We start from the raw sequence: 20,698 nt of genomic DNA, 5'->3' as shown, positions 1-20,698 counted from the left end.
CATCGGTGATGATATATATTTCAATAGACGTTTCGTATACCAGTGTCAATGAATCAATCGTTGCCAATCGCAACATCACACCGTAAAAGCGTGGGACACGGCGATAGGGAGAAGGCGGTGAGTGGAGTGAAACGATCGAATGCCCAGCGTCTCAGGGATTCGCTGGAAAACGACATCATCAACGGGCGACGCATTCCCGGAGAACGGCTCGATCCCGAGGCTCTGGGCAAGGAGTACAGCGTCTCGCGCACGCCGGTTCGCGAGGCGATCCAGCAGCTGGTGGCGAGCGGTCTGGTCACGGTATCGCCCAAGAAGGGCACCTTCGTGGCCAAGGTCGGCCTCGAACAGTTGATCGAGATGTTCGAGGTCATGGCCGAGCTCGAGGGGATGTGTGGGCGTCTGGCGGCACGGCGTATCTCGCAAGGGGAGCTTGAGACCCTGCGCGGCACGCTCAAGCGCTGCGAGGCGGCCGCCGAGGCTGGTGACACCGACGAGTACTACTATGAGAACGAGCTGTTCCATCTCTGCATCTATCAGGCGAGCCATAACCGCTTCCTGGCGGACGAGGCCCAGCAGCTCAAGCAGCGCCTGAAACCCTATCGGCGCCTGCAGCTGCAGGTGCGTCATCGCATGAGCAACTCGCTTGCCGAGCATCGTGACATCGTCGATGCCATCGAGGCGGGCGATACCGCAAGGGCGGAATCCGCGATGCGCGAGCATGTCCTGATTCAGGGCGAAAGGTTCAGCGACTTCGCCGCCAGCGTGAAGCGGTTGGAGCAGGTTGATGCGTGAGAAGAGGAGCGAAGTGCGAGAGCGTTCTTCCGACAAGGTGCCATCAACGCAGGCGCTGGGGTAATCTGTGGCGTATCCAATACGCCAACAAGATACTCACCGCCGAGGCTGTAATGAGATCGCTCAAGACGCTGACACTGGCCATCGCGGCCACCACCCTGGTCGCTTCCTCACTTGCCGTGCAGGCCCGTGACTTCCGTCTGGGGCTGATCACGCCGCCCCAGCACCTGTGGTCCACCGAGGCCGAGGCCTTTGCTGAATCCCTTCACGAGCGCTCCGGGGGCGAGCACAGCGTCAGCGTCTTTCCCGCCCAGCAGCTCGGCAACGAGGCGCAGATGGTGCAGCAGCTGCAGACCGGTGCGCTGGATATGGCCTTTCTGACCATTGCCGAGATATCCAACCGGATTCCCGACTTCGGCGCGCTCTACGCCCCCTATCTGGTCGACGACGTGAACCACGCCGGGCGTCTGCTGCGTTCCGATGCCGCCGCCGAACTGCTCGAGCTGATGCCGGCCGGGGTCGGCATGGTGGGGCTAGGCTACGGCATGGTCGGCATGCGCCAGGTGCTCAGCCGCGCACCGATCGAATCGGCCGCGGACATGCGCGGCAAGCGCCTGCGCATCACGCCCTTCGATCCGATCCGCGACTTCTACACCGCCACTGGGGCGGCGCCGGCACCGATGCCGCTGCTGGAGGTCTACGATGCGCTGGCCAACGGCCAGGTCGACGCCATCGACATGGATTTCGATTCAATCCTGATTCTCAAATTCCATGAGCAGGCCAACCACCTACTGATCTCAAACCACATGATGTTCCCGATGGTGGGCGTGTTCTCGGGGCGTGTATGGAGCCAGCTTTCCGAGCAGGATCGCGAGCTGATCCAAACCACCATGGCCGAGCACCTGGAGAATGTGCTGGCCGGTTTCGAGCAGATGGATGCCGACCAGGAGGCGGAAATTCGCGAGCTCGACATCAATATCGTCGAGGCCGATGCCGAGTTCTTCTCCGAGGCCATCGCCCAGTGGGAAGGCATCTGGGCTGAGAAGGCGCCGGCGCTGGAGCGCCTGCGCGAGGAAGCCGAGCGGCTGAGAGAGGACTGATCGGCCGATGCTGGCACGTCTTTCCGACACCCTGGCTCGAGGCGAGGAGATCGCCGCCGCGCTGCTCGCGGCGGCCGTGACCCTGCTGATCCTGATCAATATCGCGTTTCGTGCCGCAGGCAGCCCGCTCTACTGGATCAGCGAGCTTTCGATCTACGCCATGATCTGGATGACCTTCCTGATCGCGGGGGCGGTGCTCAAGCGTCGCCAGGGGATCGCCGTGACACTGGTGATCGACCTGCTGCCGGGCACGCCGCGGCGCCTGTTGATGCTGTTCGTCGACCTGATGGTGCTCATCTTCGCGCTGGCCCTGCTGTGGCTGTGCTGGCGCTGGTATCAGCCGCTCGCCCTGGCGCGGGCCGGTTTCGATTTCCAGGCCTTCCAGGGCCAGACCTTCAACTTCATCTACTCCGAGAACACCTCGACGCTGGGTATTCGCAAGTTCTGGGTGTGGCTGATCATGCCGCTGTTCGCCCTGTCGCTGACGCTGCACAGCCTGGTCAATGTCGGCCAGGCGCTTTGCGGCCTGCGCCATCCCCTGGCTGCCCACGGAGAGACGCCATGACGCTGGCGGCCTTCACCCTGCTTTTGCTGGCAGCGGTACCGATCGCCCTGGTGCTGGCGCTCACGGCGCTGTTCTACATTGCCGTGTCTGGCAACACGGTGCTGTTCGACTCCTATCCGCAGCAGCTGTTCGGTGCTATCGAGAGTTACGGTCTGCTGGCGATTCCACTGTTCATGCTGGCCGGCGAGCTGATGAACGAGGGCGGTCTGACCCGCCGGCTGATCGACCTGGCACGACTGCTGGTGGGCGGCTTTCGCGGTGGCCTGGCCTACATCAACCTGGTCGCCAACATGATGATGGCGGCGATCATCGGCTCGGCGGCCTCGCAGATCGCGATCATGTCGCGGGCCATGGTGCCGGCCATGGAGGCCGAGGGGTACGACAGGTCCTACGCCGCGGCAATCACTGCCGCCGGGGGGTTGCTTTCGCCGATCATCCCGCCGTCGATGCTGTTCGTGCTGTTCGGTGTCATGGCCCAGGTGCCGATCGCCGAAATGTTCATCGCCGGCATTCTGCCGGGGCTGATTCTCGGCTTCACCTTCTTTCTGGCCATCGCTGGGGTTGGCCTGGTGCAGCAGTATCCGCGCGGCCAGTGGCCGACCAGGGCCCAGGCGCTGCGTGCCCTTCTGATGGGACTGCCGGCACTGAGCATTCCGCTGATCATCATCGGCGGCATCTTGCTGGGGCTGGCCACACCCACCGAATCGGCGGCGCTCGCCTCGCTTGCCGCGCTGCTGATCGGGCGCTTTCTGTATCGTGACCTGGCGCTTGCCCGACTGCCCGAGTTGCTCAAGCGCACGGCGGTGAACGCGGGGCTGGTGATCATGCTGATCGCCGCCGCCGGGGTGTTCGGCTGGGTGGTCACCTACGAGCGCCTGCCGCAGATGGCGGCGGCCTGGATCTCGGCACTGACCACCGATCCGTTCCTGTTCCTGCTGCTGGTGATCGGCGCACTGCTGCTGGTGGGCATGATCGTCGACGGCATCGCCGCGCTGATCCTGGTGGTGCCAATCCTGCTGCCCATCGCCCAGAGCCAGTTCGGCGTGAGCCCCTACCAGTTTGGCGTGGTGGTGTGCCTGACACTGGTGATGGGATTGCTCACCCCCCCGGTGGGGGCGGGGCTGTTCATCGCCTCGTCGATGACCGGTGCCTCGCCGTTGCGCATCTTCCGCGCCCTGCTGCCGTTTCTGTTCGGCACTCTGGTGACGCTGGTGCTGCTCGCCTGGCAACCCTGGCTGACCACGGGGTTGATTGGCAGGTAAATGCCCGAGTCCGCGGATATGTCCTACGCTCATCTGTATCCGTGCCAAACACTTCATCGCCTCTCGCATGAGTGCCAAAGGAATGGCCAATGACATGTCCTCATCCCCTCAAGCAGGCCACGCTACTCTCCGGCGGCGCCCTAGCCCTGCTGGTTACCGCCTCCTCAAGCGCACTGGAGCGCGAGGTGGGCAACACGACGATAGGTCTTGAGGGCTACCTCAAGCTCGACGTGATCCGCGATCTGGATGCCGACCTGGGCAATACCATCGACCGTGAGAGCATTCGTGTGGATGACGAGGGCGAGGATGGCCATACGCGTATCCATGGTTACGAGAGCCGCTTCGGTGTCTCCATCTCGACGCCGCTAGCGGACAGTGAACTCGAGACCATGATCGAGGCCGACTTCCTGCACGGCAGGGGCGGAGGACTGCGCCTGCGCCATCTCTATGGCGAGTGGAACGGCATTCTCATCGGTCAGACCTGGAGTAATTTTGGCAACAACCTCAGTGCCTTTCCCTCCATCGACATCAATGCTCTACCTAGTCAAGATAATGATCGCCAGCTGCAGCTTCGCTACACGACCGGACCTTTCTCGGCCTCCCTGGAGGACGCGCGTGGTACGGGCAATGGCCAGGTGGGCGGGGACATCGCCGCAGACGGCGCCGATCGGCGGCGTTACCCCGACCTGACCCTGCGCTACGAGACCGACGATGGCGACTTCAACTATGCGCTGGCCGGCGTGCTGCGCTACCTCGAGTACGATTCGGCGGGCATGGATGTCGAGAACGCCGCCTGGAGCGACGACAGTACGATCGGCTGGGGGGTGACCTTCGAAGCGAGCAAGTCATTGACGGAGCGGGTCACGCTGCGTGGCTCGGTCACCCACGGCGATGGTGTCGGCAGCTATCTCTATCTCAATCCCGCCGACCCCGGTTACGTCGACGACCAGGGACGCTTGCGCACCATCCGCGCCACCGGTGGCGGGGCGAGTCTCAGTGTCGAGGTCGGGCCGGGGGATGTCAGCTTCGGCTACGGCATCGTGCGCGCCGACCTCGACAGGGCCTACGCCAACGGCGATGTCGAGGCGTCGGATAGCGATGAGTACCAGAGCGTCTTTCTCAATTACATCTGGTCCTCGCGGGGCAATCTCTCCTACGGTCTCGAGGCGGGGTACCATGCCCGCTCTCAGGTCGACGGCCAGGATGGCTCCGCGGCTCGCCTGCAGGGGATGGTGAAATACGACTTCTAGCCCTGGCGTGGCGCGGGCCACCATGACCCGCATGATCTACCCTGAACCGTAATGGTGACAGGCAAATCATTCATCGAACGAGGCCAAGTGCCTCCGGAGAGACGATGTTTCCCGATTTTTCCTTGCGTTATGCCCATTTGCCGGAGCGCTTCTACGAGCGCTTCGATCCCGTGCCGGTCAAGGCGCCGACCTTGGTGGCCTTCAACCGCCCGCTCGCCGAGGCGCTGGGGTTTGAGCTCGAGGCGTTCGACGAGGCGCAGGCCACCGCCTGGTTCTCTGGCAATGCAGTGCCCCCGGGAGCGAGGCCCCTGGCCATGGCCTACGCCGGCCATCAGTTCGGCGGCTTCTCGCCACGGCTGGGCGACGGTCGCGCCGTGCTGCTTGGCGAAGTGACTGATCGCGAGGGGCGGCTGCGCGACATCCAGCTCAAGGGCGCCGGGCGCACGCCCTTCTCGCGCGGAGGGGATGGCCGCTCACCGCTGGGGCCGGTGCTGCGCGAGTACCTTGTCAGCGAGGCGATGCACATCCTGGGTGTGCCCGCGACGCGCGCCCTGGCCGCAGTGACCACCGGCGAGCGGGTCATGCGGCGTGGCATGGAGCCCGGCGGCGTTCTCACGCGGGTCGCCTCGAGCCATATCCGGGTCGGCACCTTTCAGTATCTTGCTGCGCGTGGGGATAGCGACGGGCTGCGCACGCTGGCCGATCATGCCATCGAGCGCCACTATCCGGAACTGGCCAGTAGCGAGCTGCTCTCGCGTCCCGAAGGCGAGCGCTACCTGGCGCTGCTGGAGGTCGTCCAGGCCCGCCAGGCCGCGCTGATCGCCCAATGGATGGGGCTGGGCTTCATCCATGGCGTGATGAATACCGACAATTCGGCGATCTCCGGCGAGACCATCGACTTCGGTCCCTGCGCCTTCATGGAGTCCTACAACCCGCAGACGGTATTCAGCTCCATCGATGAGGGGGGACGTTATGCCTACGCCAACCAACCCCGAATCGCCCAGTGGAACATGGCGCGGCTGGCGGAGACCCTACTGCCGTTGATCGATGACGAGCAGGAGCGCGCCATCGAGCAGGCAACGGCTGTGATTGAGGCCTTTCCCGAGCAGTACGAGACGCAATGGTTTGGTGTGATGCGGGCCAAGCTTGGGCTTGCGCGAGAAGAGCCCGGCGACAAGGCGCTCATCGAGTCGCTGCACGAGGCGATGCAGGCCGGGCGTGCCGACTTCACGCTGTGCTTTCGCGAGCTGTGCAACGCTGCCGAAACCGTCGAGACACCACAAGCGCTACTGGAACTGTTCGAGCGGCGCGAGCCTATCGAGGCGTGGCTCGAGCAGTGGCGCGAGCGGCTGGCCAGGGAGGCGGTAGGGCGCGAGGCGATCGCCCAGCGCATGCGTGGCGTCAATCCGCTCTATATCCCACGCAACCATCGTGTCGAGGAGGCGCTGGCCGCCGCCGCCGAGGGTGACTTTGCGCCTTTCGAGGCACTGCACGAGGTACTCGCCACGCCCTTCGAGGAGCAGCCGGGTCGCGAGGCCTATACGCTGCCGGCAGCGCCAAGCGAACAGGTCTTTCGCACCTTCTGCGGGACCTGATACTGCCCGCCGAATCAGTCTCATCCGGGCATGGCCAGCGTCTCCGTCTCGCCCATCAGGAAGGGCGCGTTCTCCTCGATCGCCTTGCGCAGGAACTCCCACAGCAGGCGTACCCGCGCCAGGCGGCGCTGCTCCTGGCGCGCGGTGATCCAGAACTGACGGGTGATGTCGATCTCGTCGCCGAGCACCTCATGCAGCGCTTGCGAGCCACTGGCCATGAAGCAGGGCAGCACTGCAAGCCCGGCGCCATGCAGAGCGGCGGTATGCTGGGTGGTGACGCTGGTGCTGCGGATGCTGAAGTGGGGCGCTCCGGACAGCCCCGCGTCTAGCAGCGGATCCAGCAGCGGGGCGAGGTAATTGAGCTGGTCGCTGAAGATCAGATCGTCGATGTAGCCGATCAGCCGGTGATGGCTCAGCGCCGATAGGGCGGCGGGAGTGCCGTGGCGGGTCAGGTACGCCTGGCTGCCATACAGTCGCAGGCGATAGTCGCAGAGCCGCGAGATCACCAGGCCGGCGCTGCTGGGGCGCTCCACGGTGATCGCCAGATCAGCCTCGTGGCGGCTCAGGTTGACGACGCGGGGCAGCGCCAGCAGGTCGATGGTGATGCCTGGGTAACGGTCGCAGAACGCCGCCAGCAGCGGGGCAATCACCCAGGTGCCGAAGCCCTCGGTGACACCGAGGCGAATCTGTCCACCGATGCGGTGGTTCTGGTCGCTGAGGCTTTCGCCCGCCTCGATGGCGTGGCGCGCCATCTCCTCGGCATGCGCAAGTAGCCGCTGGCCGGCGTCGGTCAACTGGTAGCCATGCGTGCTGCGCTCGAACAGCTGGGTATTGAGCTTCTGCTCGAAGCGCCGGGTACGCCGCGACAGCGTCGAGTGATCGAGTCCCAGACGGCGTGCGGCATCGGTCAGCCGCTGGCTGCGCGCCACCTCCAGAAAGACCTGAATGTCCTGCCAATCGAGCATGGATAACCTGCCGAGTCTGCCATTGTCTTTGTGTGCTAATGCACAAGCAATGTGCTTCGCTGCCCGTTGTCTGTCAATCCATCTGCGCCCACACTAAAAACCGCACTATCTAATACGATGTTTGTGTAGATATGCACATAAAGTCTAATAACGTGCCGCACAGGCGCGAACTTAACAAACACAACAGGAGCGCCAGGTCATGTCAGTCAAGGAGATTGCGTTGTATATCGATGGCAAACCCGTCCCGTCCAATAGCCAGGAGTGGCGCGACGTGGTCAACCCGGCTACCCAGGAGGTGGTCGCCCGGGTGCCTTTTGCCACGCCTGAGGAGGTCGACCGCGCCGTCGCCAGCGCCAAGGAGGCGTTCAGGAGCTGGCGCAAGGCGCCGCTGGGCAAGCGCATGCGCATCATGCTCAAGTTCCAGGCGCTGATTCGCGAACATACCGAGGAATTGGCCGCGCTGATCACCGAGGAGCATGGCAAGACCCTGCCGGATGCCGAAGGCGAGGTGGGCCGAGGCCTGGAAGTGGTCGAGCATGCCTGTTCGATCACCTCGTTGCAGCTGGGCGAGATCGCCGAGAATGCCGCCGGAGACGTCAACGTCTACTCGCTGAACCAGCCGCTCGGCGTGGGCGCGGGCATCACCGCCTTCAACTTCCCGATCATGCTGCCATGCTTCATGTTCCCGCTGGCCATCGCCACCGGCAATACTTTCGTGCTCAAGCCCTCCGAGCAGGATCCCAGCTCCACCATGCGCCTGGTCGAGTTGGCTCACGAGGCGGGGATTCCGCCTGGCGTGCTCAATGTGGTGCATGGCGGACCCGATGTGGCCAACCAGATCTGCGACCACCCGGATATCAAGGCGCTGTCGTTCATCGGCTCGACCCATGTCGGCACGCACATCTATGAGCGTGCCGGCGCCGCTGGCAAGCGCGTGCAGTCGATGATGGGCGCCAAGAACCATTGTGTCGTGATGCCCGATGCCAACCGCAGCCAGGCGATCAACAACCTGCTGGGTTCGGCGTTCGGCGCGGCCGGCCAGCGCTGCATGGCCAACTCGGTGGTGGTACTGGTGGGCGAGGCGCGCAGCTGGCTCGAGGATATCGTCGAGGGGGCACGCAACATGAAGGTCGGTCCCGGCACCCAGCGCGATGCCGATCTCGGCCCGCTGGTCTCGCCCGCCGCACGCGACCGGGTGATCAGCCTGATCGATACCGGCGAGCGAGAGGGGGCAACGCTGGCCCTCGATGGTCGTGAGCTTCAGGTAGAAGGCTATCCCGACGGCAACTTCGTCGGCCCGACCGTGTTCAGCGATGTCAGCGCCGAGATGGCCATCTACCGCGAGGAGATCTTCGGCCCGGTGCTGTGCGTGGCATGCGTCGAGACGCTGGACGAGGCGATCGCCTTCATCAACGCCAACCCCAACGGCAACGGCACCTCGATCTTCACCAACTCCGGCTGGGTGGCGCGGCGCTTCGAGAGCGACATCGATGTTGGCCAGGTGGGCATCAACGTGCCGATCCCGGTGCCGGTGGCCTACTTCAGCTTCACCGGGTCACGCGCCTCCAAGCTTGGCGATCTCGGCCCCAATGGCAAGCAGGCGATCCAGTTCTGGACCCAGACCAAGACCGTCACCGCGCGCTGGTTCGAGCCGGAGAATATCTCCAGCGGCATCAACAGCACCATTTCACTGGGTTGAGGAGAGCGCCATGACCCCCTCCCTCAGTCGCTTTCCGATTCCCGAGACGCTCCAGGCGCTGCCCGCCGACATTCGCGACGCGATTCTGGCGGTGCAGGAGAAGGCCGGCTTCGTGCCCAACGTGTTCTTGATGCTGTCCCATCGGCCGGACGAGTTTCGCGCCTTCTTCGCCTATCACGACGCCCTCATGGAGCGTGAGTCGGACACCCTGACCAAGGCCGAGAAGGAGATGATCGTGGTCGCCACCAGCGCGCGCAATCGCTGCCTCTACTGCGTGGTGGCCCACGGCGCGCTGGTGCGTCTCTACAGCAAGGATGCACTGCTTGCCGATCAGGTGGCGATCAACCATCGCGCCGCACCGATCAGCGAGCGTCATCGGGTGATGCTCGACTTCGCGCTCTATGTGGGGATCGAGCTTGGCGAACTGACCGACGCCTGGCAGCATCGCCTGTTCGAGGCAGGCTTTACGCTTGACGACATCTGGGACATCGGCGCGGTGGCCGGCTTCTTCGGGATGTCGAATCGCCTGGTGACGCTTGCCGGCACGCCGCCCAATGCCGAGTTCTACCTGATGGGGCGCGTGCCAAAGAAGGGGAGCGTTGGTTAACGGCCAGCGCCCAGGTGCTTGTCGAGGAGCGCGATCATCGGCTCGAGCTGGCTCTCGTGAAGGATGAGCAGCGACTCCTCGGCAGTTTCGGCATCTGCCGTATCGGACGGCACGCACAGCGCGAACTCGCACTCCTCGAGATGAAACTCATGGATTTCGCGCTGTCCCTCCGGCATCTCGCACAGGATGGAGCGATAGCTTTCATCCTCGCCGTAGGTCAGGCGGTGATAGACCTTGAACAGTGTATAGAGGGTCAGTCCCTTCTCGAAGGCCGGCCAGCGTGCGGGATTCTCGCGGGTCTCGGCATCGACCGCCTGGCCATGCCGCCTGGCCTGGGCGATCGCCTCGTCGCGCGCCTCGGAGAGCAGCGAGCCGCCGTCGTCCGGCAGCGGTTCGCTGCGTTCGAATGCCCCCTTGTAGCGGGCGGTCACCTCATGGATGTCGTCAAGTCCTGAGACCGGATGTTCGCTGTGCTGCAGGGCGCCAGGATCGAATGCCCCGTTTTCCCACCCGTGGATCACCTGGAGCCGTAGCCGGCCATTCGTCAGCGGAAGTTCGAGCAGCGTCTTGAGGGTGATATCGAGGTGAAGCTTTCGTTCGAGTACATCATTGTCGAAGGCGGAGTAGGGATCCGTGAAGATGGCATGCAACCGGCACTTGGCGTGCTCATGAGCTTCTTGATAAGACATGGTGATGTCTCGTGAGGATAGGTATTGTTATCGACGAGTATCATGCCGATGCACTAATGGAAGCAAGTCCCACTATCAACAGATCGATTCGATGGATCATGGCAAGGGAGCCAATGCATGAGCGACAAGCCACAGGACTCGCGCCGCCGCCACTCGGCACCGGTGGTGGATGGGGTAGGAAAATCCGCCGGTCGTGCCATGTTGCGCGCGGTGGGGTTCACGGACGAGGACTTTACCAAGCCGCAGGTGGGCATCGCCTCGACCTGGAGCCAGGTCACCCCCTGCAACAGCCATATCGACGAGCTGGCCCGGGAAGCGTGCGCAGGCGCCGACTCGGCTGGCGGCAAGGGGCTGATCTTCAATACCATCACCATCTCCGACGGCATCGCCAACGGTACCGAGGGGATGAAGTACTCGCTGGTGTCGCGGGAGGTGATCGCCGACTCGATCGAGACGGTGGCCGGCTGCGAAGGATTCGATGGCCTGGTGGCGATCGGTGGCTGTGACAAGAACATGCCAGGCTGCCTGATGGGGCTGGCACGCCTCAATCGTCCCAGCATTTTCGTCTATGGCGGCACCATCCTGCCCGGTGCCAACCACACCGATATCGTCTCGGTGTTCGAGGCGATGGGCGCCTATAGCCGCGGCGATCTCGATCTGATCGAGGTCAAGCAGATCGAGGAGACGGCCATTCCCGGCGCCGGTTCGTGCGGTGGCATGTATACCGCCAATACCATGGCCTCGGCGATCGAGGCGATGGGCATGAGCCTGCCGGGCAGTTCGGCGCAGAATGCCGTGTCGATGGAGAAGCGTGTCGACAGCCGTGCCGCTGGCGCTGCGGTGCTTGAGCTGCTCGAGCGCGACATCAAGCCCTCCGACATCATGACACGCGAAGCCTTCGAAAATGCCATCACCGTGGTGATCGCGCTGGGCGGCTCGACCAACGCGGTACTGCACTTGATCGCCATGGCCAGCACCATCGGGGTGCCGCTCTCCCTCGAGGACTTCACCGAGATCGGCAAGCGGGTGCCGGTGATCGCCGACCTGCGCCCTAGCGGTCACTACATGATGAGCGAGCTGGTCGAGATCGGCGGTATCCAGCCGCTGATGAAGATGCTGCTCGATGCCGGCCTGCTGCATGGCGACTGCCTGACGGTCACGGGCCGGACGCTGGCCGAGAACCTGGCCGACGTGGCCCCCTACCCGGATGACCAGAGCATCATTGCTCCGCTGGACAGGCCCATCAAGGCCGAGAGCCACCTGCGCATCCTGTTCGGCAATCTGGCCCCGGCAGGGGCGGTGGCCAAGATCACCGGCAAGGAGGGCACCCGCTTCAGTGGCAGCGCTCGCGTGTTCGGCTCCGAGGAGGAGGCCCAGGCGCGAATCAACGACGGCACCGTGGTGGCCGGTGATGTGGTGGTGATCCGCTACGAAGGGCCCAAGGGCGGTCCTGGCATGCGCGAGATGTTGACGCCCACCTCGGCGATCATGGGCCGCGGGCTAGGCAACGACGTGGCACTGATCACCGATGGGCGCTTCTCCGGTGGCAGCCATGGCTTCGTGGTCGGCCACGTCTCGCCGGAGGCCTTCGATGGCGGACCGCTGGCGCTGGTCGAGGATGGCGATACCATCACCATCGATGCACAGCTCGATACACTGAGCGTCGAACTCGATGATGCTGAACTCGAGCGTCGCCGGGCAGCCTGGCAACAGCCAGCGCCGCGCTATGCGCGAGGCGTGCTGGCCAAGTACGCCAGAACGGTGAGCTCGGCCTCGACCGGTGCGGTCACGGACCTGCCCGTGGGCGATAAGTAGTCAAGCAGGCCGTCTTCCAGGCGCCCTGGGCCGGCAAGCTGATGATACTCGCCGGTGTCGCCGGTATCGTGACCAGCTGGAACGCCTTCTACGTGGGCGGCTCGCGGGCGATCTATGCCCTGGCACATTGCGGCATCGCTGGCCCCGGTGGAGTGGGCCATGTTCATCGGCTGGATGCTGCTGGGGTTTGCGCTCTATGCCTGGTCCCGGGCCAAGTACGGCACGGCCTACAGCGACAGCATGATGAAGCGCAAGATCAACAGCTCTGGCGATTGATGGTGTGCTTGAGGCGTAGCCGGTTGCGCAGGCGGCGGGCGAGGATATCCACCCCGATGTTGAGCAGGGCGGTGATCAGGATCAGTACCATGGCGCGGTCGAAGCGAATCTCCTGGATGGCGCTGTCGACGTAGAAGCCAAGCGTTGCGATGCCGAGAATGCCAAGAATGGCGGTCTCGCGCATGATGATCTCCCAGCGGTAGAAGAGCAGGCCGAGGAACGGACCGTAGACGCGCGGCGCCACCTCATAGGCGTAGCGGTCCATGCCGCTGGGGGCATCCTGACGCAGGGCGATCTCATTGCTGCGTCGCCCCACCAGGTGACCGATGATGCCGCCGTTGTGCAGGGCCAGTGCCACCACCGCCGGCAGCATCGACGGTCCCCACAGCTGCAGCAGGATGAAGGCCAGCAGGTACTCCGGGGTCGAGCGCATCACCACCAGCACGCCATGCCCGAGAGTGCCGCGCACTCTTCCAGTGAGGTGGCGCCCCGTGAAATGATGAGAGATGAGCGGGAACAGCGCCATTGCCACCACCCCGGTAAGTACCAGCGCGATCTGGGTCAGCAGCAGGGTGTTCCAGATCCCCGGCAGTGCCTGATTGACGAACAGCTCGTTCAGCCATGGTATCAGCCCCTCGAGGCCGTCGCCGCGACGCAGCGGCGCGGGCACGATGTCGTGGGTGAAGAAGCGCGTCACGTTGCTCCACATGATCGGCAGACCCGTTCCCAGCAGGAAGGGGGCGGCGAGCAGGTAGAGGGGCAGCAGCCTGGGGCGTACCCACCACCTGAGCGTGGCGATCAGGGCGTAGAACAGCAGCAGTAGCGCGCCCACGGTGCCGTAGTGACCCTGGGCGAAGGCGCCGGCCAGGTGAAAGCCCAGCGTCGGCATGCCGACGAAGCCAAGCACGGCGCTTGAGCGCAGGCCGCACTCCAGGCGGTAGGCGGTGTAGCTGACCAGATGCGGCCAGGCCTGGCTGATGCGGGCATAGACCAGCGCCGAGAGGCGTCCGACCCTGTATGGCAGGGTGCGTGTCGGTTGCGGATCGGTCTCGTCGAGGATCTCGGAGTATACCTTGGCGAAGATACCGGCATAGGGGATGGCGATGGCCAGTACCCCGGTGATCGGATGCAGCCCGAAGCTCTGCAGGAAGATCAGCGCCCAAAACAGCTCATGAATGGCACGGATGAAGGCGCAGAAGGTGCGCACCCACCAGTGCTGGAAGCACAGCGCCAGCAGCATGCCCGCAACGGCACCGAGCCCGACGCCGACGAAGGCGAAGGCCACGGTACGCAGCAGCGCCTCGCCGAGGAAGTCGACGCTCGAGAAGTTGGGCTGGAGCAGCCCCATGAACAGCCGGCCGAGCTCTTGCCAGGGATCGTGCGAGCTGATCTCAAAGTCGCCGAAGAACAGGCAGACCACCGCCAGGGTGATCAGGCCGAGGGTGACGCGGACGGTAGCGGTGAGCGGCATAGTCAAGGACGCGCCATGGTCAGTAGAGCGGCAGCAGGTCGTGGGCGGTCAGGCGGCTGCTTGGCTGGTCGATGGCGATCTCGCCGGCATGGATGCCGATCACCCGATTGCAGTGGCGCAGTGCCAAGTCGAGATCGTGCATCGCCAGTACCGACATCGGATAGGTCGCCGTGAGCGCGTCCATCACGATGGTGGCCTGGGGACCATCCAGCGCCGAGACCGGCTCGTCGGCAAGCAGCACCTGGCCGCCCTGATGGATCACCCGCGCTGCTGCCACCCGCTGGCGCTGGCCGCCGGAGAGTTCGCCGCACGCTACCCAGCGCTTCTCGGCGATGCCAAGCCTGCCCAGCAGGGTGTCGATCGTCTCCACATCGCCGTGCCGTGGACGCAGCAGGGTCAGCAGATTTCGCCACCAGGGGTGGCGGTCGAGTCGCCCCATGTAGACGTTGTGAAATACCGACAGCGTCGGCACTAGCCCCAGGTCCTGGGGCATCAGCGCTGCCCCCTGATCGCGCCACTGGTCATACATCATCGACAGCAGCGTCGACTTGCCGGCGCCGCTCTTGCCCACCAGCGCGACATGCTCGCCCGGGGCGAGTGTCAGGCTCAGTGGGCCGAGCACCCTTATCTCGCCGTAGGCGGCAACGGCGTCGATCAGCGCAAGTGAGCTCATCAGTCGAGCAGGTCCAGCTCGCGGGCGACGTCGAGGATCATGCTGAAATCGTCGTTGCTCGCGGGAATGAAGCCGCTGCGCGGGAAGCTCGCCAGCAGTTCGGGATCATCCATGTCGAGCAGCGCCTGCTGCAGGCGCTCGGTGAAGCCTTCGCCGAAGCGCTCGTCGACATCGCCGCGCACCGTCCAGTGGTAGTCGGGGTAGGAGGGCGACTCCCAGATGAGCTGCACGCGCTCGGGGTCGACATTGCCGGCCTCGACCTCATTCTCCCATGCCGTGTAGCTGAGCACGCCGGCCTGGTAGGCGCCGGACTGCACCAGCGACACGGTGCGGCTGTGGTTACCGCTGAAGCCGACCCGGGCGAACAGCTCCTGCGGCGCTTCGCCGAGGTGCTCGCGCAGGAAGTACTCCGGCAATAGCCGGCCCGAGGTGGAGCTCTGCGAGCCGAAGGTGAAGGTCAAGCCGCGCAGCGCTTCCGGAGCGGTGTCGCCCTCATGGGGTTCGATGCCGGTCTCGCGGTTGGCAATGAAGTAGCTCTTGTACTCCGGATCCTCGACACCCTGGGCGATGGCCAGCGATCCCGGCACCAATTCACGCGCCTGCACGCCGGTGAAGCCGCCGAACCAAGCCAGCTGCACCTGGTTGTTGCGAAATGCGGTGACCGAGGCGGCGTAGGAGGTGACCGGAATGAAGCGCACGTCCACGTAGAGCTCGTCGGCCAGATAGTCGGCGACCTTCTGGAAGCGCTCCTGCAGGCGCGTCTCGTCCTCGTCGGGAATAGCGGTGAAGACCAGGGTATCGGCAACCGCCAGAGAGGAGGCGAGCAGCGTCAGGCCAGCGGTACTGGCGAGAAACAGACGACGAAGCATGAGTGGACATCCATGATGGGAAAACGGCTGGCCATGATAGCAAAAAGAGAAGTTATTCGCGGTAGCGCTTCACGAAGCGCCCATCCAGCCACGCCACACCCAACGGGCGGCTGCGAACGGCACAGCACTCAGCGCGACTCGCGTTCGATACCCGCGGCCTCGTCGCATACCAGCTGCGCACCGGCAAGCTCGCTCAGCCGGCGCAAGTCATGGCACGGCTAGCCTTCCTCTTCGACGCTATCGCGTAGCAGTTCCAACTCTTCGACGGAAAATTGTTCGATCTTGCCGGCCAGCAGGTCGCTGAGCCGTTGGGGAGGGATGCCGGCGCGCTGGGCAATCTCGCGGTTGGGCAGTTCCGAAAGGGCGATGCGGCGGGTGACGACGCGCATCAGGCGAGAACGCTTCTCGAGTTCTCGTACGTCCAGGTCGGGTGTCAGTCGCGGAGGAGTGCGAAAGTCCCAACCGGTCGTTAATCGTGCCGTGCTCATGTGGCTCCGTAGGCGTGGCTTTTTACGCGTTCAGCATGCAAGGTTTTGCCACGTTGTTCCAGACCTGTTTCGAAGAATTTTTGTAACAGGCCAACCGCAGGGCGCTGCCCTAGGGCGGTGTCGAACGCACCAGAGTCTCGTTCACATCGGCATGGCGCACGGCACTGGCAATATCCCGGTACCGTGCAGCGTTATCCATGGCGTAGACTGCCTGCCTATTTCGACGCTCAGGATATCGCCATGGCCCTCTCCGCGACGCCTTATAAGGTAGAACTCAACCTCACCGATCTGGATCGCGGGGTCTATGATACGCAGCGCTTCACCGTGGCGCGCCATCCGTCGGAAACCGAGCAGCGCTTGAGTGCGCGGCTGCTGGCCCATGCGCTGTGGTACAGCGAGTCGCTGGCCTTCGGGCGCGGCTTGTCGGATGTCGATGAGCCGGCGCTGTGGGAGAAGAGCCTGGATGGCCGGGTGCTGCACTGGATCGAGGTGGGATTGCCGGATGCCGAAAGGCTGACCTGGTGTTCGCGGCGCGCCGAGCGAGTATCGCTGCTCGCCTATGGCCGGGTCGGCGTGTGGGAGTCGCGGGTACTGCCGGCGGTGAGCACTCTGAAGAACCTGCATATCGCCAGCCTGCCCGAAGCGCCACTTGCTGAGCTTGCCCGGGACCTGCCGCGGACCATCAACTGGTCGGTGATGATCAGCGAGGGCACGCTGTTCATCACCGACGCCCAAGGGCAGCACGAGCTGCAGCCCGAGTGGCTGATGGGCGAGCGCTAAGCGTCGGCTCTTCACCAAGGCCAATCGATCAACAGAGCATGCCGCGACTGCCATGGCAATGGGGCAATAGTCGTGGTGTGTAGTGCGCCGCCAGCGTGCTAGCTTCTTCAGGTATCCAGTCGCGTATGTTGGCGCAAGCGCCGTATCACCACGCGAATCACCAATAATAATGTTCAGGTCTCACGACCGGAGGAACTCCATGCGCATTCTCAAGTATGCAATTACTGCCTCGCTGATCGCCACGGCCCCGGCGGCCCTCGCTCAGCAGCTCTCCATCGCCACTGGCGGCACCGGCGGCGTCTACTATCCGATCGGTGGCGGCCTTGCCGAGCTGATCAACGACAACATCGAAGGGGCCAGCGCCACTGCGGAAGTCACCGGCGCCTCTGTCGAGAACATGGGACTGATCATGCGCGGCGATGCCGATATCGCCATCGCCCTGGCCGATACCGTCTACCAGGCGTGGTCGGGCACCGGCGATTTCGAGGGCCGGCAGATCGAGAATACCCGCGCCCTGGCCTCGGTCTACCCCAATGCGGTGCAACTGGTGACGCTTGCCAACTCCGATATCCAGTCCATTGACGATCTGCGCGGCAAGCGCGTCTCGGTGGGCGCACCGGGTAGCGGTACCGAGCTCAACGCCCGCGCCGTGCTTGAAGCCAACGGCATCAGCTACGATGACTTCACGCCGCAACGCCTCAACTTCAACGAAACCGCCGATGCGATCCGTGATGGCGATATCGACGCCGGTTTCTGGAGCGTGGGGCCGCCCACCAGCTCGATCCTCAACCTTGCTGCCACCCGCGATATCCGCCTGATCGGGCTTAGCGACGAGGAGATCGAGAACGCCCGTGAGGAGGAGCCGGTATTCGCCGCCTACGAACTGCGTGCCGGCATGTACGAGGGCATGGACGAAGCGGTCCAGACTATCAGCATTCCCAACGTGCTGGTCGTCAATGCCGACATGGACGAGGAGCTCGCCTATGAGCTCACCAAGCTGCTGTTCGAGCGCATCGACGACCTGATCGCCGTTCACCCGGCAGCCAACGACACCACCATCGAGTTCACCATGAACTCCACACCGGTGCCGCTGCACCCCGGTGCGATCCGCTATTACGAGGAAGTCGAGGCCGATATTCCCGACGACCTGCGTCCGTAATGAAGTCTTAACGATACGATGTTCTGCTCATGCGGCTGATGTCGCGACGGCACCAATCGTTGCAGCAACGACAAGTAGGGCGGGCCTGGTGGCTCGCCCTGCTGCTGTGCTGCCTGGCACTCTCTCCGCTCTCTTCACAGGCCGAGGAGAGGGCTAAAGATCCTACCGTCCTTGAAGTGATCGACGCTTATGGCGAAAGGCTGTTCAGCCTGCCGCTGGTGGAGGATGATGGCTGGTGCTTGGGCTGGAACCACTCGGTGGCGAAGTTCACGGTGCTCGACTGCTATCGCTTCCGTGAGGGGCGGATGTGGCTCGAACGCAGCCACCAACCCGATTTTGCCGCCGGCCTTGGACATACCGAGGGGCGTGGCGAACAGATCTCCGACGGCCAGGGCGGCTACTGGATCGTCGATATCGATGAGCCGGTGCCCGGCAGTCGCTATGTCTTGCGGGTCGGCTCGGCTGCCGTCGACCATCGCTTGATATGGGACTCTCCCGAGGGGCAGCGGCAGGCGAGCCTGAGCGATATCGCAGCGGGTCAGAGAGTCACCCTACAACTACACAAGCCAGACGACGTCTGACGAGGAATCCATGAAAGAGACCACGACCCCACCCATCGTGATACCGGGGGGCAGCGCCATTCAGCCACGCGTCGTACTGTGGCTGATCACCCTGGTGGCGGTGGGTCTCTCACTGTTTCAGCTCTACTCGGCGGGGATCCAGCCGCTGGGTCTGTTCTATCAGCGCGGCATCCACCTGGCGCTGATCATGATGCTGGCGTTCTTGATGTTTCCGGCGTTCGGGCCCAATCGCAAGCGCGGCGTGCTGGGCTGGATCATCGATATCGTCTTCTTCGCAGGCGCGGTGGTGACCGGGGGCTACCTGGTACTCTACCTCGACGAGATCATCAGTCGTGCGGGCTTCTGGAACCAGACCGACATCACGGTGGCCTGTATCGCCGTAGTCACGGTGCTTGAAGCAAGCCGCCGCGCGGTGGGCCTGGGAATGACCATCATCGGCCTGCTGGCGATCATCTACGCCTTCGCCGGGCCGCGTGGGGCACTGCCTTGGCTGTCGGACTTCATGCCCGGGATCATGAATCACCGCGGCTACGGGCTCGAGCGTGTCGCCGGCCAGCTCTATCTGGGGCAGGAGGGAATCTTCGGTCTGCCGCTCGGAGTGGCCGCGACCTACATCTTCATCTTCGTGCTGTTCGGGGCTTTTCTGGAGAGCACCGGGGCCGGCAAGTTCTTCATCGACATGGCCTACGCCGCGACCGGCCGCCAGCGCGGCGGCCCGGCCAAGGCCGCGGTGCTCGCCTCGGCCGGCATGGGCTCGATCTCCGGCAGTGCGATTGCCAACGTGGTGACCACCGGGGCCTTCACCATCCCGCTGATGAAGCGCCTGGGCTACAAGCCTCACCAGGCCGGCGGCATCGAGGCGGCGGCCTCCACCGGTGGGCAGATCACCCCGCCGTTAATGGGGGCCGGGGCTTTCCTGATTGCCGAATACACCAACACCCCCTATCTGGAAGTGGTCAAGGTCAGTATCCTGCCGGCGATCATGTACTTTGCCACCGTCTACCTGTTCGTGCACATCATCGCCCTCAAGCAGGGCATGCAGGGCATGGCGCGCTCGGAGCTGCCGCAGATGCGCCAGGTGATGCGCGACGGCTGGCACTTCCTGCTGCCGCTTGCGGTGCTGGTGTGGCTGCTGGTGATGAACCTGTCACCGATGCGGGTGGGCTTCTATGCCGTGGTCACCATGATCGCGGTAGCGGTGCTGCGCTATGCGCTGTGGTTCCTCTTCATCGCGCCGCAACAGGGCCAGAAGATCACCGCGACAAGCATTCGCCGCACGCTGTGGGCAGGAGTGGTCAAGCTAGTCGAAGGACTCGAACTCGGCGCGCGCAACGCGGTGGCGGTCTCCATGGCCTGCGCCGTGGCCGGCATCATCGTCGGTGTGGTGGGCCTCACCGGCCTGGGCCTCAAGTTCTCCTCGATGATGATGGCCTTCTCCGGCGGCAACCTGGTGCTGGCGCTGGTGATGGTATTGCTGGCGAGCCTGATCCTGGGCATGGGCCTGCCGGTCACTGCCAGCTATATCGTGCTGATCGTGCTGGTCGGCCCGGCGCTGACCGCCGAGTTCGGCGTGCCGCTGCTGATCGCCCACCTGGTAGTGTTCTGGTACTCCCAGGATTCCAACGTCACGCCACCGATTGCGCTTGCCGGCTTCGCTGGCGCGGCGATCGCCGGCAGCAAGCCGATGGAGACTAGCGTCCAGGCGTGGAAGTTCGCCAAGGGGCTCTACCTGATTCCGCTGTTCATGGTCTTCAATCCCGAGATCATCGTCGGCGGCCCGGTACCGGTGGTGATCTGGAACGGCGTGATTGCGATCGCCGCCTTGCTGGCCTTCGCGGCGAGCCTTGAGGGCTACCTCTTCACTAGAATGAATCCGCTGTCGCGGCTGGTGCTGGTGGCAGCAACCGTCGGTGTGTTCTACCCCAGCATTTACAGTGAGGCGGCAAGCCTGGTGGCGATCATCCTGGTGCTGGGAGGGAACTGGCTGCATGCTCGCCGGCATGGCAGCGAGGTGACGGACCCGATGCCCAGGGCTGGCTACTAGCGACCTGACAGTCGTGAC

The 20,698-nt window shown here is 64.1% G+C and carries 20 protein-coding genes; 14 read left to right on the top strand and 6 right to left on the bottom strand.

The annotated features are described in order from the left end of the window. The first annotated feature begins 117 nt into the window (after nucleotides 1-117). The 6 genes from HJD22_RS03085 to HJD22_RS03060 all read left to right on the top strand — a co-directional run bounded on the left by HJD22_RS03085 (nucleotide 118) and on the right by HJD22_RS03060 (nucleotide 6,564). Nucleotides 118-792, top strand: coding sequence for a GntR family transcriptional regulator (locus HJD22_RS03085; protein ID WP_217267809.1), 675 nt, complete (start codon nucleotides 118-120; stop codon nucleotides 790-792). Between the two features lie 113 nt (nucleotides 793-905). Further along, nucleotides 906-1,892, top strand: a complete 987-nt coding sequence (locus tag HJD22_RS03080) for a TRAP transporter substrate-binding protein (RefSeq protein ID WP_208655700.1) — start codon at nucleotides 906-908, stop codon at nucleotides 1,890-1,892. A gap of 7 nt (nucleotides 1,893-1,899) precedes the next feature. Further along, a complete protein-coding gene (locus HJD22_RS03075) occupies nucleotides 1,900-2,457 on the top strand; it encodes a TRAP transporter small permease (protein ID WP_208655699.1) in 558 nt (185 codons plus the stop codon). Then, on the top strand, nucleotides 2,454-3,719 hold the full coding sequence (locus HJD22_RS03070) for a TRAP transporter large permease (protein WP_208655698.1): 1,266 nt from the start codon (nucleotides 2,454-2,456) through the stop codon (nucleotides 3,717-3,719). The genes HJD22_RS03075 and HJD22_RS03070 overlap by 4 nt, the downstream gene beginning before the upstream one ends. A gap of 89 nt (nucleotides 3,720-3,808) precedes the next feature. Then, nucleotides 3,809-4,969, top strand: a complete 1,161-nt coding sequence (locus HJD22_RS03065; RefSeq protein WP_208655697.1) for a DcaP family trimeric outer membrane transporter — start codon at nucleotides 3,809-3,811, stop codon at nucleotides 4,967-4,969. A 104-nt stretch (nucleotides 4,970-5,073) separates the two neighbouring features. Continuing rightward, nucleotides 5,074-6,564: a YdiU family protein gene (locus HJD22_RS03060; RefSeq protein ID WP_208655696.1), complete on the top strand. Its 1,491-nt coding sequence runs from the start codon at nucleotides 5,074-5,076 to the stop codon at nucleotides 6,562-6,564. A gap of 20 nt (nucleotides 6,565-6,584) precedes the next feature. On the opposite strand, the gene HJD22_RS03055 is transcribed toward HJD22_RS03060, so the two are convergent. After that, nucleotides 6,585-7,529 (bottom strand): LysR family transcriptional regulator, encoded by a 945-nt coding sequence (locus HJD22_RS03055; protein ID WP_208655695.1) that lies wholly within the window; start codon nucleotides 7,527-7,529, stop codon nucleotides 6,585-6,587. Nucleotides 7,530-7,728: 199 nt separating this feature from the next. Here HJD22_RS03055 and HJD22_RS03050 point away from each other — a divergent pair, with 199 nt between their 5' ends. Together HJD22_RS03050 and HJD22_RS03045 are read left to right on the top strand one after the other, a co-directional pair. Further along, on the top strand, nucleotides 7,729-9,228 hold the full coding sequence (locus tag HJD22_RS03050; protein ID WP_208655694.1) for a CoA-acylating methylmalonate-semialdehyde dehydrogenase: 1,500 nt from the start codon (nucleotides 7,729-7,731) through the stop codon (nucleotides 9,226-9,228). 10 nt (nucleotides 9,229-9,238) lie between these two features. Next, on the top strand, nucleotides 9,239-9,835 hold the full coding sequence (locus tag HJD22_RS03045) for a peroxidase-related enzyme (protein ID WP_208655693.1): 597 nt from the start codon (nucleotides 9,239-9,241) through the stop codon (nucleotides 9,833-9,835). On the opposite strand, the gene HJD22_RS03040 is transcribed toward HJD22_RS03045, so the two are convergent. Beyond that, entirely contained in the window at nucleotides 9,832-10,524 is a 693-nt protein-coding gene (locus tag HJD22_RS03040) for a hypothetical protein (protein WP_208655692.1), read from the bottom strand. The two genes, HJD22_RS03045 and HJD22_RS03040, sit on opposite strands and share 4 nt — an antisense overlap. Before the next feature lie 117 nt (nucleotides 10,525-10,641). Between HJD22_RS03040 and ilvD the strand changes: the two genes are divergently transcribed. Together ilvD and HJD22_RS17755 are read left to right on the top strand one after the other, a co-directional pair. Beyond that, nucleotides 10,642-12,339 carry a dihydroxy-acid dehydratase gene (gene ilvD / locus HJD22_RS03035; protein WP_208655691.1) on the top strand — a complete coding sequence of 566 codons (1,698 nt, stop codon included), beginning with the start codon at nucleotides 10,642-10,644 and terminating at the stop codon, nucleotides 12,337-12,339. Between the two features lie 114 nt (nucleotides 12,340-12,453). Then, the gene (locus HJD22_RS17755; RefSeq protein ID WP_248730078.1) at nucleotides 12,454-12,615 is read left to right on the top strand and encodes a hypothetical protein; all 162 of its coding nucleotides are present in this window, start codon (nucleotides 12,454-12,456) and stop codon (nucleotides 12,613-12,615) included. Here the strand turns inward: HJD22_RS17755 and HJD22_RS03025 are convergent. From HJD22_RS03025 to HJD22_RS03010, 4 genes are all read right to left on the bottom strand, one after another. Beyond that, on the bottom strand, nucleotides 12,596-14,086 hold the full coding sequence (locus HJD22_RS03025; protein WP_208656895.1) for an ABC transporter permease: 1,491 nt from the start codon (nucleotides 14,084-14,086) through the stop codon (nucleotides 12,596-12,598). The two genes, HJD22_RS17755 and HJD22_RS03025, sit on opposite strands and share 20 nt — an antisense overlap. Nucleotides 14,087-14,105: 19 nt before the next feature. Next, complete coding sequence (locus HJD22_RS03020) at nucleotides 14,106-14,759, bottom strand: ATP-binding cassette domain-containing protein (protein ID WP_208655690.1); 654 nt, start codon at nucleotides 14,757-14,759, stop codon at nucleotides 14,106-14,108. Beyond that, nucleotides 14,759-15,628, bottom strand: a complete 870-nt coding sequence (locus tag HJD22_RS03015) for a putative selenate ABC transporter substrate-binding protein (RefSeq protein ID WP_208655689.1) — start codon at nucleotides 15,626-15,628, stop codon at nucleotides 14,759-14,761. Before HJD22_RS03015 ends, HJD22_RS03020 begins: the two co-directional genes overlap by 1 nt. Before the next feature lie 218 nt (nucleotides 15,629-15,846). Beyond that, on the bottom strand, nucleotides 15,847-16,116 hold the full coding sequence (locus HJD22_RS03010) for an XRE family transcriptional regulator (protein WP_208655688.1): 270 nt from the start codon (nucleotides 16,114-16,116) through the stop codon (nucleotides 15,847-15,849). 240 nt (nucleotides 16,117-16,356) lie between these two features. Between HJD22_RS03010 and HJD22_RS03005 the strand changes: the two genes are divergently transcribed. From HJD22_RS03005 to HJD22_RS02990, 4 genes are all read left to right on the top strand, one after another. Continuing rightward, entirely contained in the window at nucleotides 16,357-16,896 is a 540-nt protein-coding gene (locus HJD22_RS03005; protein ID WP_208655687.1) for a YaeQ family protein, read from the top strand. Between the two features lie 199 nt (nucleotides 16,897-17,095). After that, a complete protein-coding gene (locus HJD22_RS03000) occupies nucleotides 17,096-18,055 on the top strand; it encodes a TAXI family TRAP transporter solute-binding subunit (protein WP_208655686.1) in 960 nt (319 codons plus the stop codon). A 176-nt stretch (nucleotides 18,056-18,231) separates the two neighbouring features. Next, nucleotides 18,232-18,636 (top strand): DUF1850 domain-containing protein, encoded by a 405-nt coding sequence (locus tag HJD22_RS02995; RefSeq protein ID WP_248730082.1) that lies wholly within the window; start codon nucleotides 18,232-18,234, stop codon nucleotides 18,634-18,636. Between the two features lie 10 nt (nucleotides 18,637-18,646). Then, nucleotides 18,647-20,680 (top strand): TRAP transporter permease, encoded by a 2,034-nt coding sequence (locus HJD22_RS02990; protein ID WP_208655685.1) that lies wholly within the window; start codon nucleotides 18,647-18,649, stop codon nucleotides 20,678-20,680. Nucleotides 20,681-20,698: the final 18 nt, after the last annotated feature.

It is taken from the genome of Halomonas sp. TA22 (assembly GCF_013009075.1).
Lineage (GTDB): Bacteria > Pseudomonadota > Gammaproteobacteria > Pseudomonadales > Halomonadaceae > TA22.
This window is presented reverse-complemented; position numbering and strand designations above follow the sequence as displayed.

Excerpts from the sequence above, each read along its gene's own strand:
- HJD22_RS03080 (WP_208655700.1), top strand. The coding sequence starts at position 906 with ATGAGATCGCTCAAGACGCTGACACTGGCCATCGCGGCCACCACCCTG.
- HJD22_RS03075 (WP_208655699.1), top strand. The coding sequence starts at position 1,900 with ATGCTGGCACGTCTTTCCGACACCCTGGCTCGAGGCGAGGAGATCGCC.
- HJD22_RS03070 (WP_208655698.1), top strand. The coding sequence starts at position 2,454 with ATGACGCTGGCGGCCTTCACCCTGCTTTTGCTGGCAGCGGTACCGATC.
- HJD22_RS03065 (WP_208655697.1), top strand. The coding sequence starts at position 3,809 with ATGACATGTCCTCATCCCCTCAAGCAGGCCACGCTACTCTCCGGCGGC.
- HJD22_RS03060 (WP_208655696.1), top strand. The coding sequence starts at position 5,074 with ATGTTTCCCGATTTTTCCTTGCGTTATGCCCATTTGCCGGAGCGCTTC.
- HJD22_RS03055 (WP_208655695.1), bottom strand. The coding sequence starts at position 7,529 with ATGCTCGATTGGCAGGACATTCAGGTCTTTCTGGAGGTGGCGCGCAGC.
- HJD22_RS03050 (WP_208655694.1), top strand. The coding sequence starts at position 7,729 with ATGTCAGTCAAGGAGATTGCGTTGTATATCGATGGCAAACCCGTCCCG.
- HJD22_RS03045 (WP_208655693.1), top strand. The coding sequence starts at position 9,239 with ATGACCCCCTCCCTCAGTCGCTTTCCGATTCCCGAGACGCTCCAGGCG.
- HJD22_RS03040 (WP_208655692.1), bottom strand. The coding sequence starts at position 10,524 with ATGTCTTATCAAGAAGCTCATGAGCACGCCAAGTGCCGGTTGCATGCC.
- ilvD (WP_208655691.1), top strand. The coding sequence starts at position 10,642 with ATGAGCGACAAGCCACAGGACTCGCGCCGCCGCCACTCGGCACCGGTG.
- HJD22_RS17755 (WP_248730078.1), top strand. The coding sequence starts at position 12,454 with ATGCCCTGGCACATTGCGGCATCGCTGGCCCCGGTGGAGTGGGCCATG.
- HJD22_RS03025 (WP_208656895.1), bottom strand. The coding sequence starts at position 14,086 with ATGCCGCTCACCGCTACCGTCCGCGTCACCCTCGGCCTGATCACCCTG.
- HJD22_RS03020 (WP_208655690.1), bottom strand. The coding sequence starts at position 14,759 with ATGAGCTCACTTGCGCTGATCGACGCCGTTGCCGCCTACGGCGAGATA.
- HJD22_RS03015 (WP_208655689.1), bottom strand. The coding sequence starts at position 15,628 with ATGCTTCGTCGTCTGTTTCTCGCCAGTACCGCTGGCCTGACGCTGCTC.
- HJD22_RS03010 (WP_208655688.1), bottom strand. The coding sequence starts at position 16,116 with ATGAGCACGGCACGATTAACGACCGGTTGGGACTTTCGCACTCCTCCG.
- HJD22_RS03005 (WP_208655687.1), top strand. The coding sequence starts at position 16,357 with ATGGCCCTCTCCGCGACGCCTTATAAGGTAGAACTCAACCTCACCGAT.
- HJD22_RS03000 (WP_208655686.1), top strand. The coding sequence starts at position 17,096 with ATGCGCATTCTCAAGTATGCAATTACTGCCTCGCTGATCGCCACGGCC.
- HJD22_RS02990 (WP_208655685.1), top strand. The coding sequence starts at position 18,647 with ATGAAAGAGACCACGACCCCACCCATCGTGATACCGGGGGGCAGCGCC.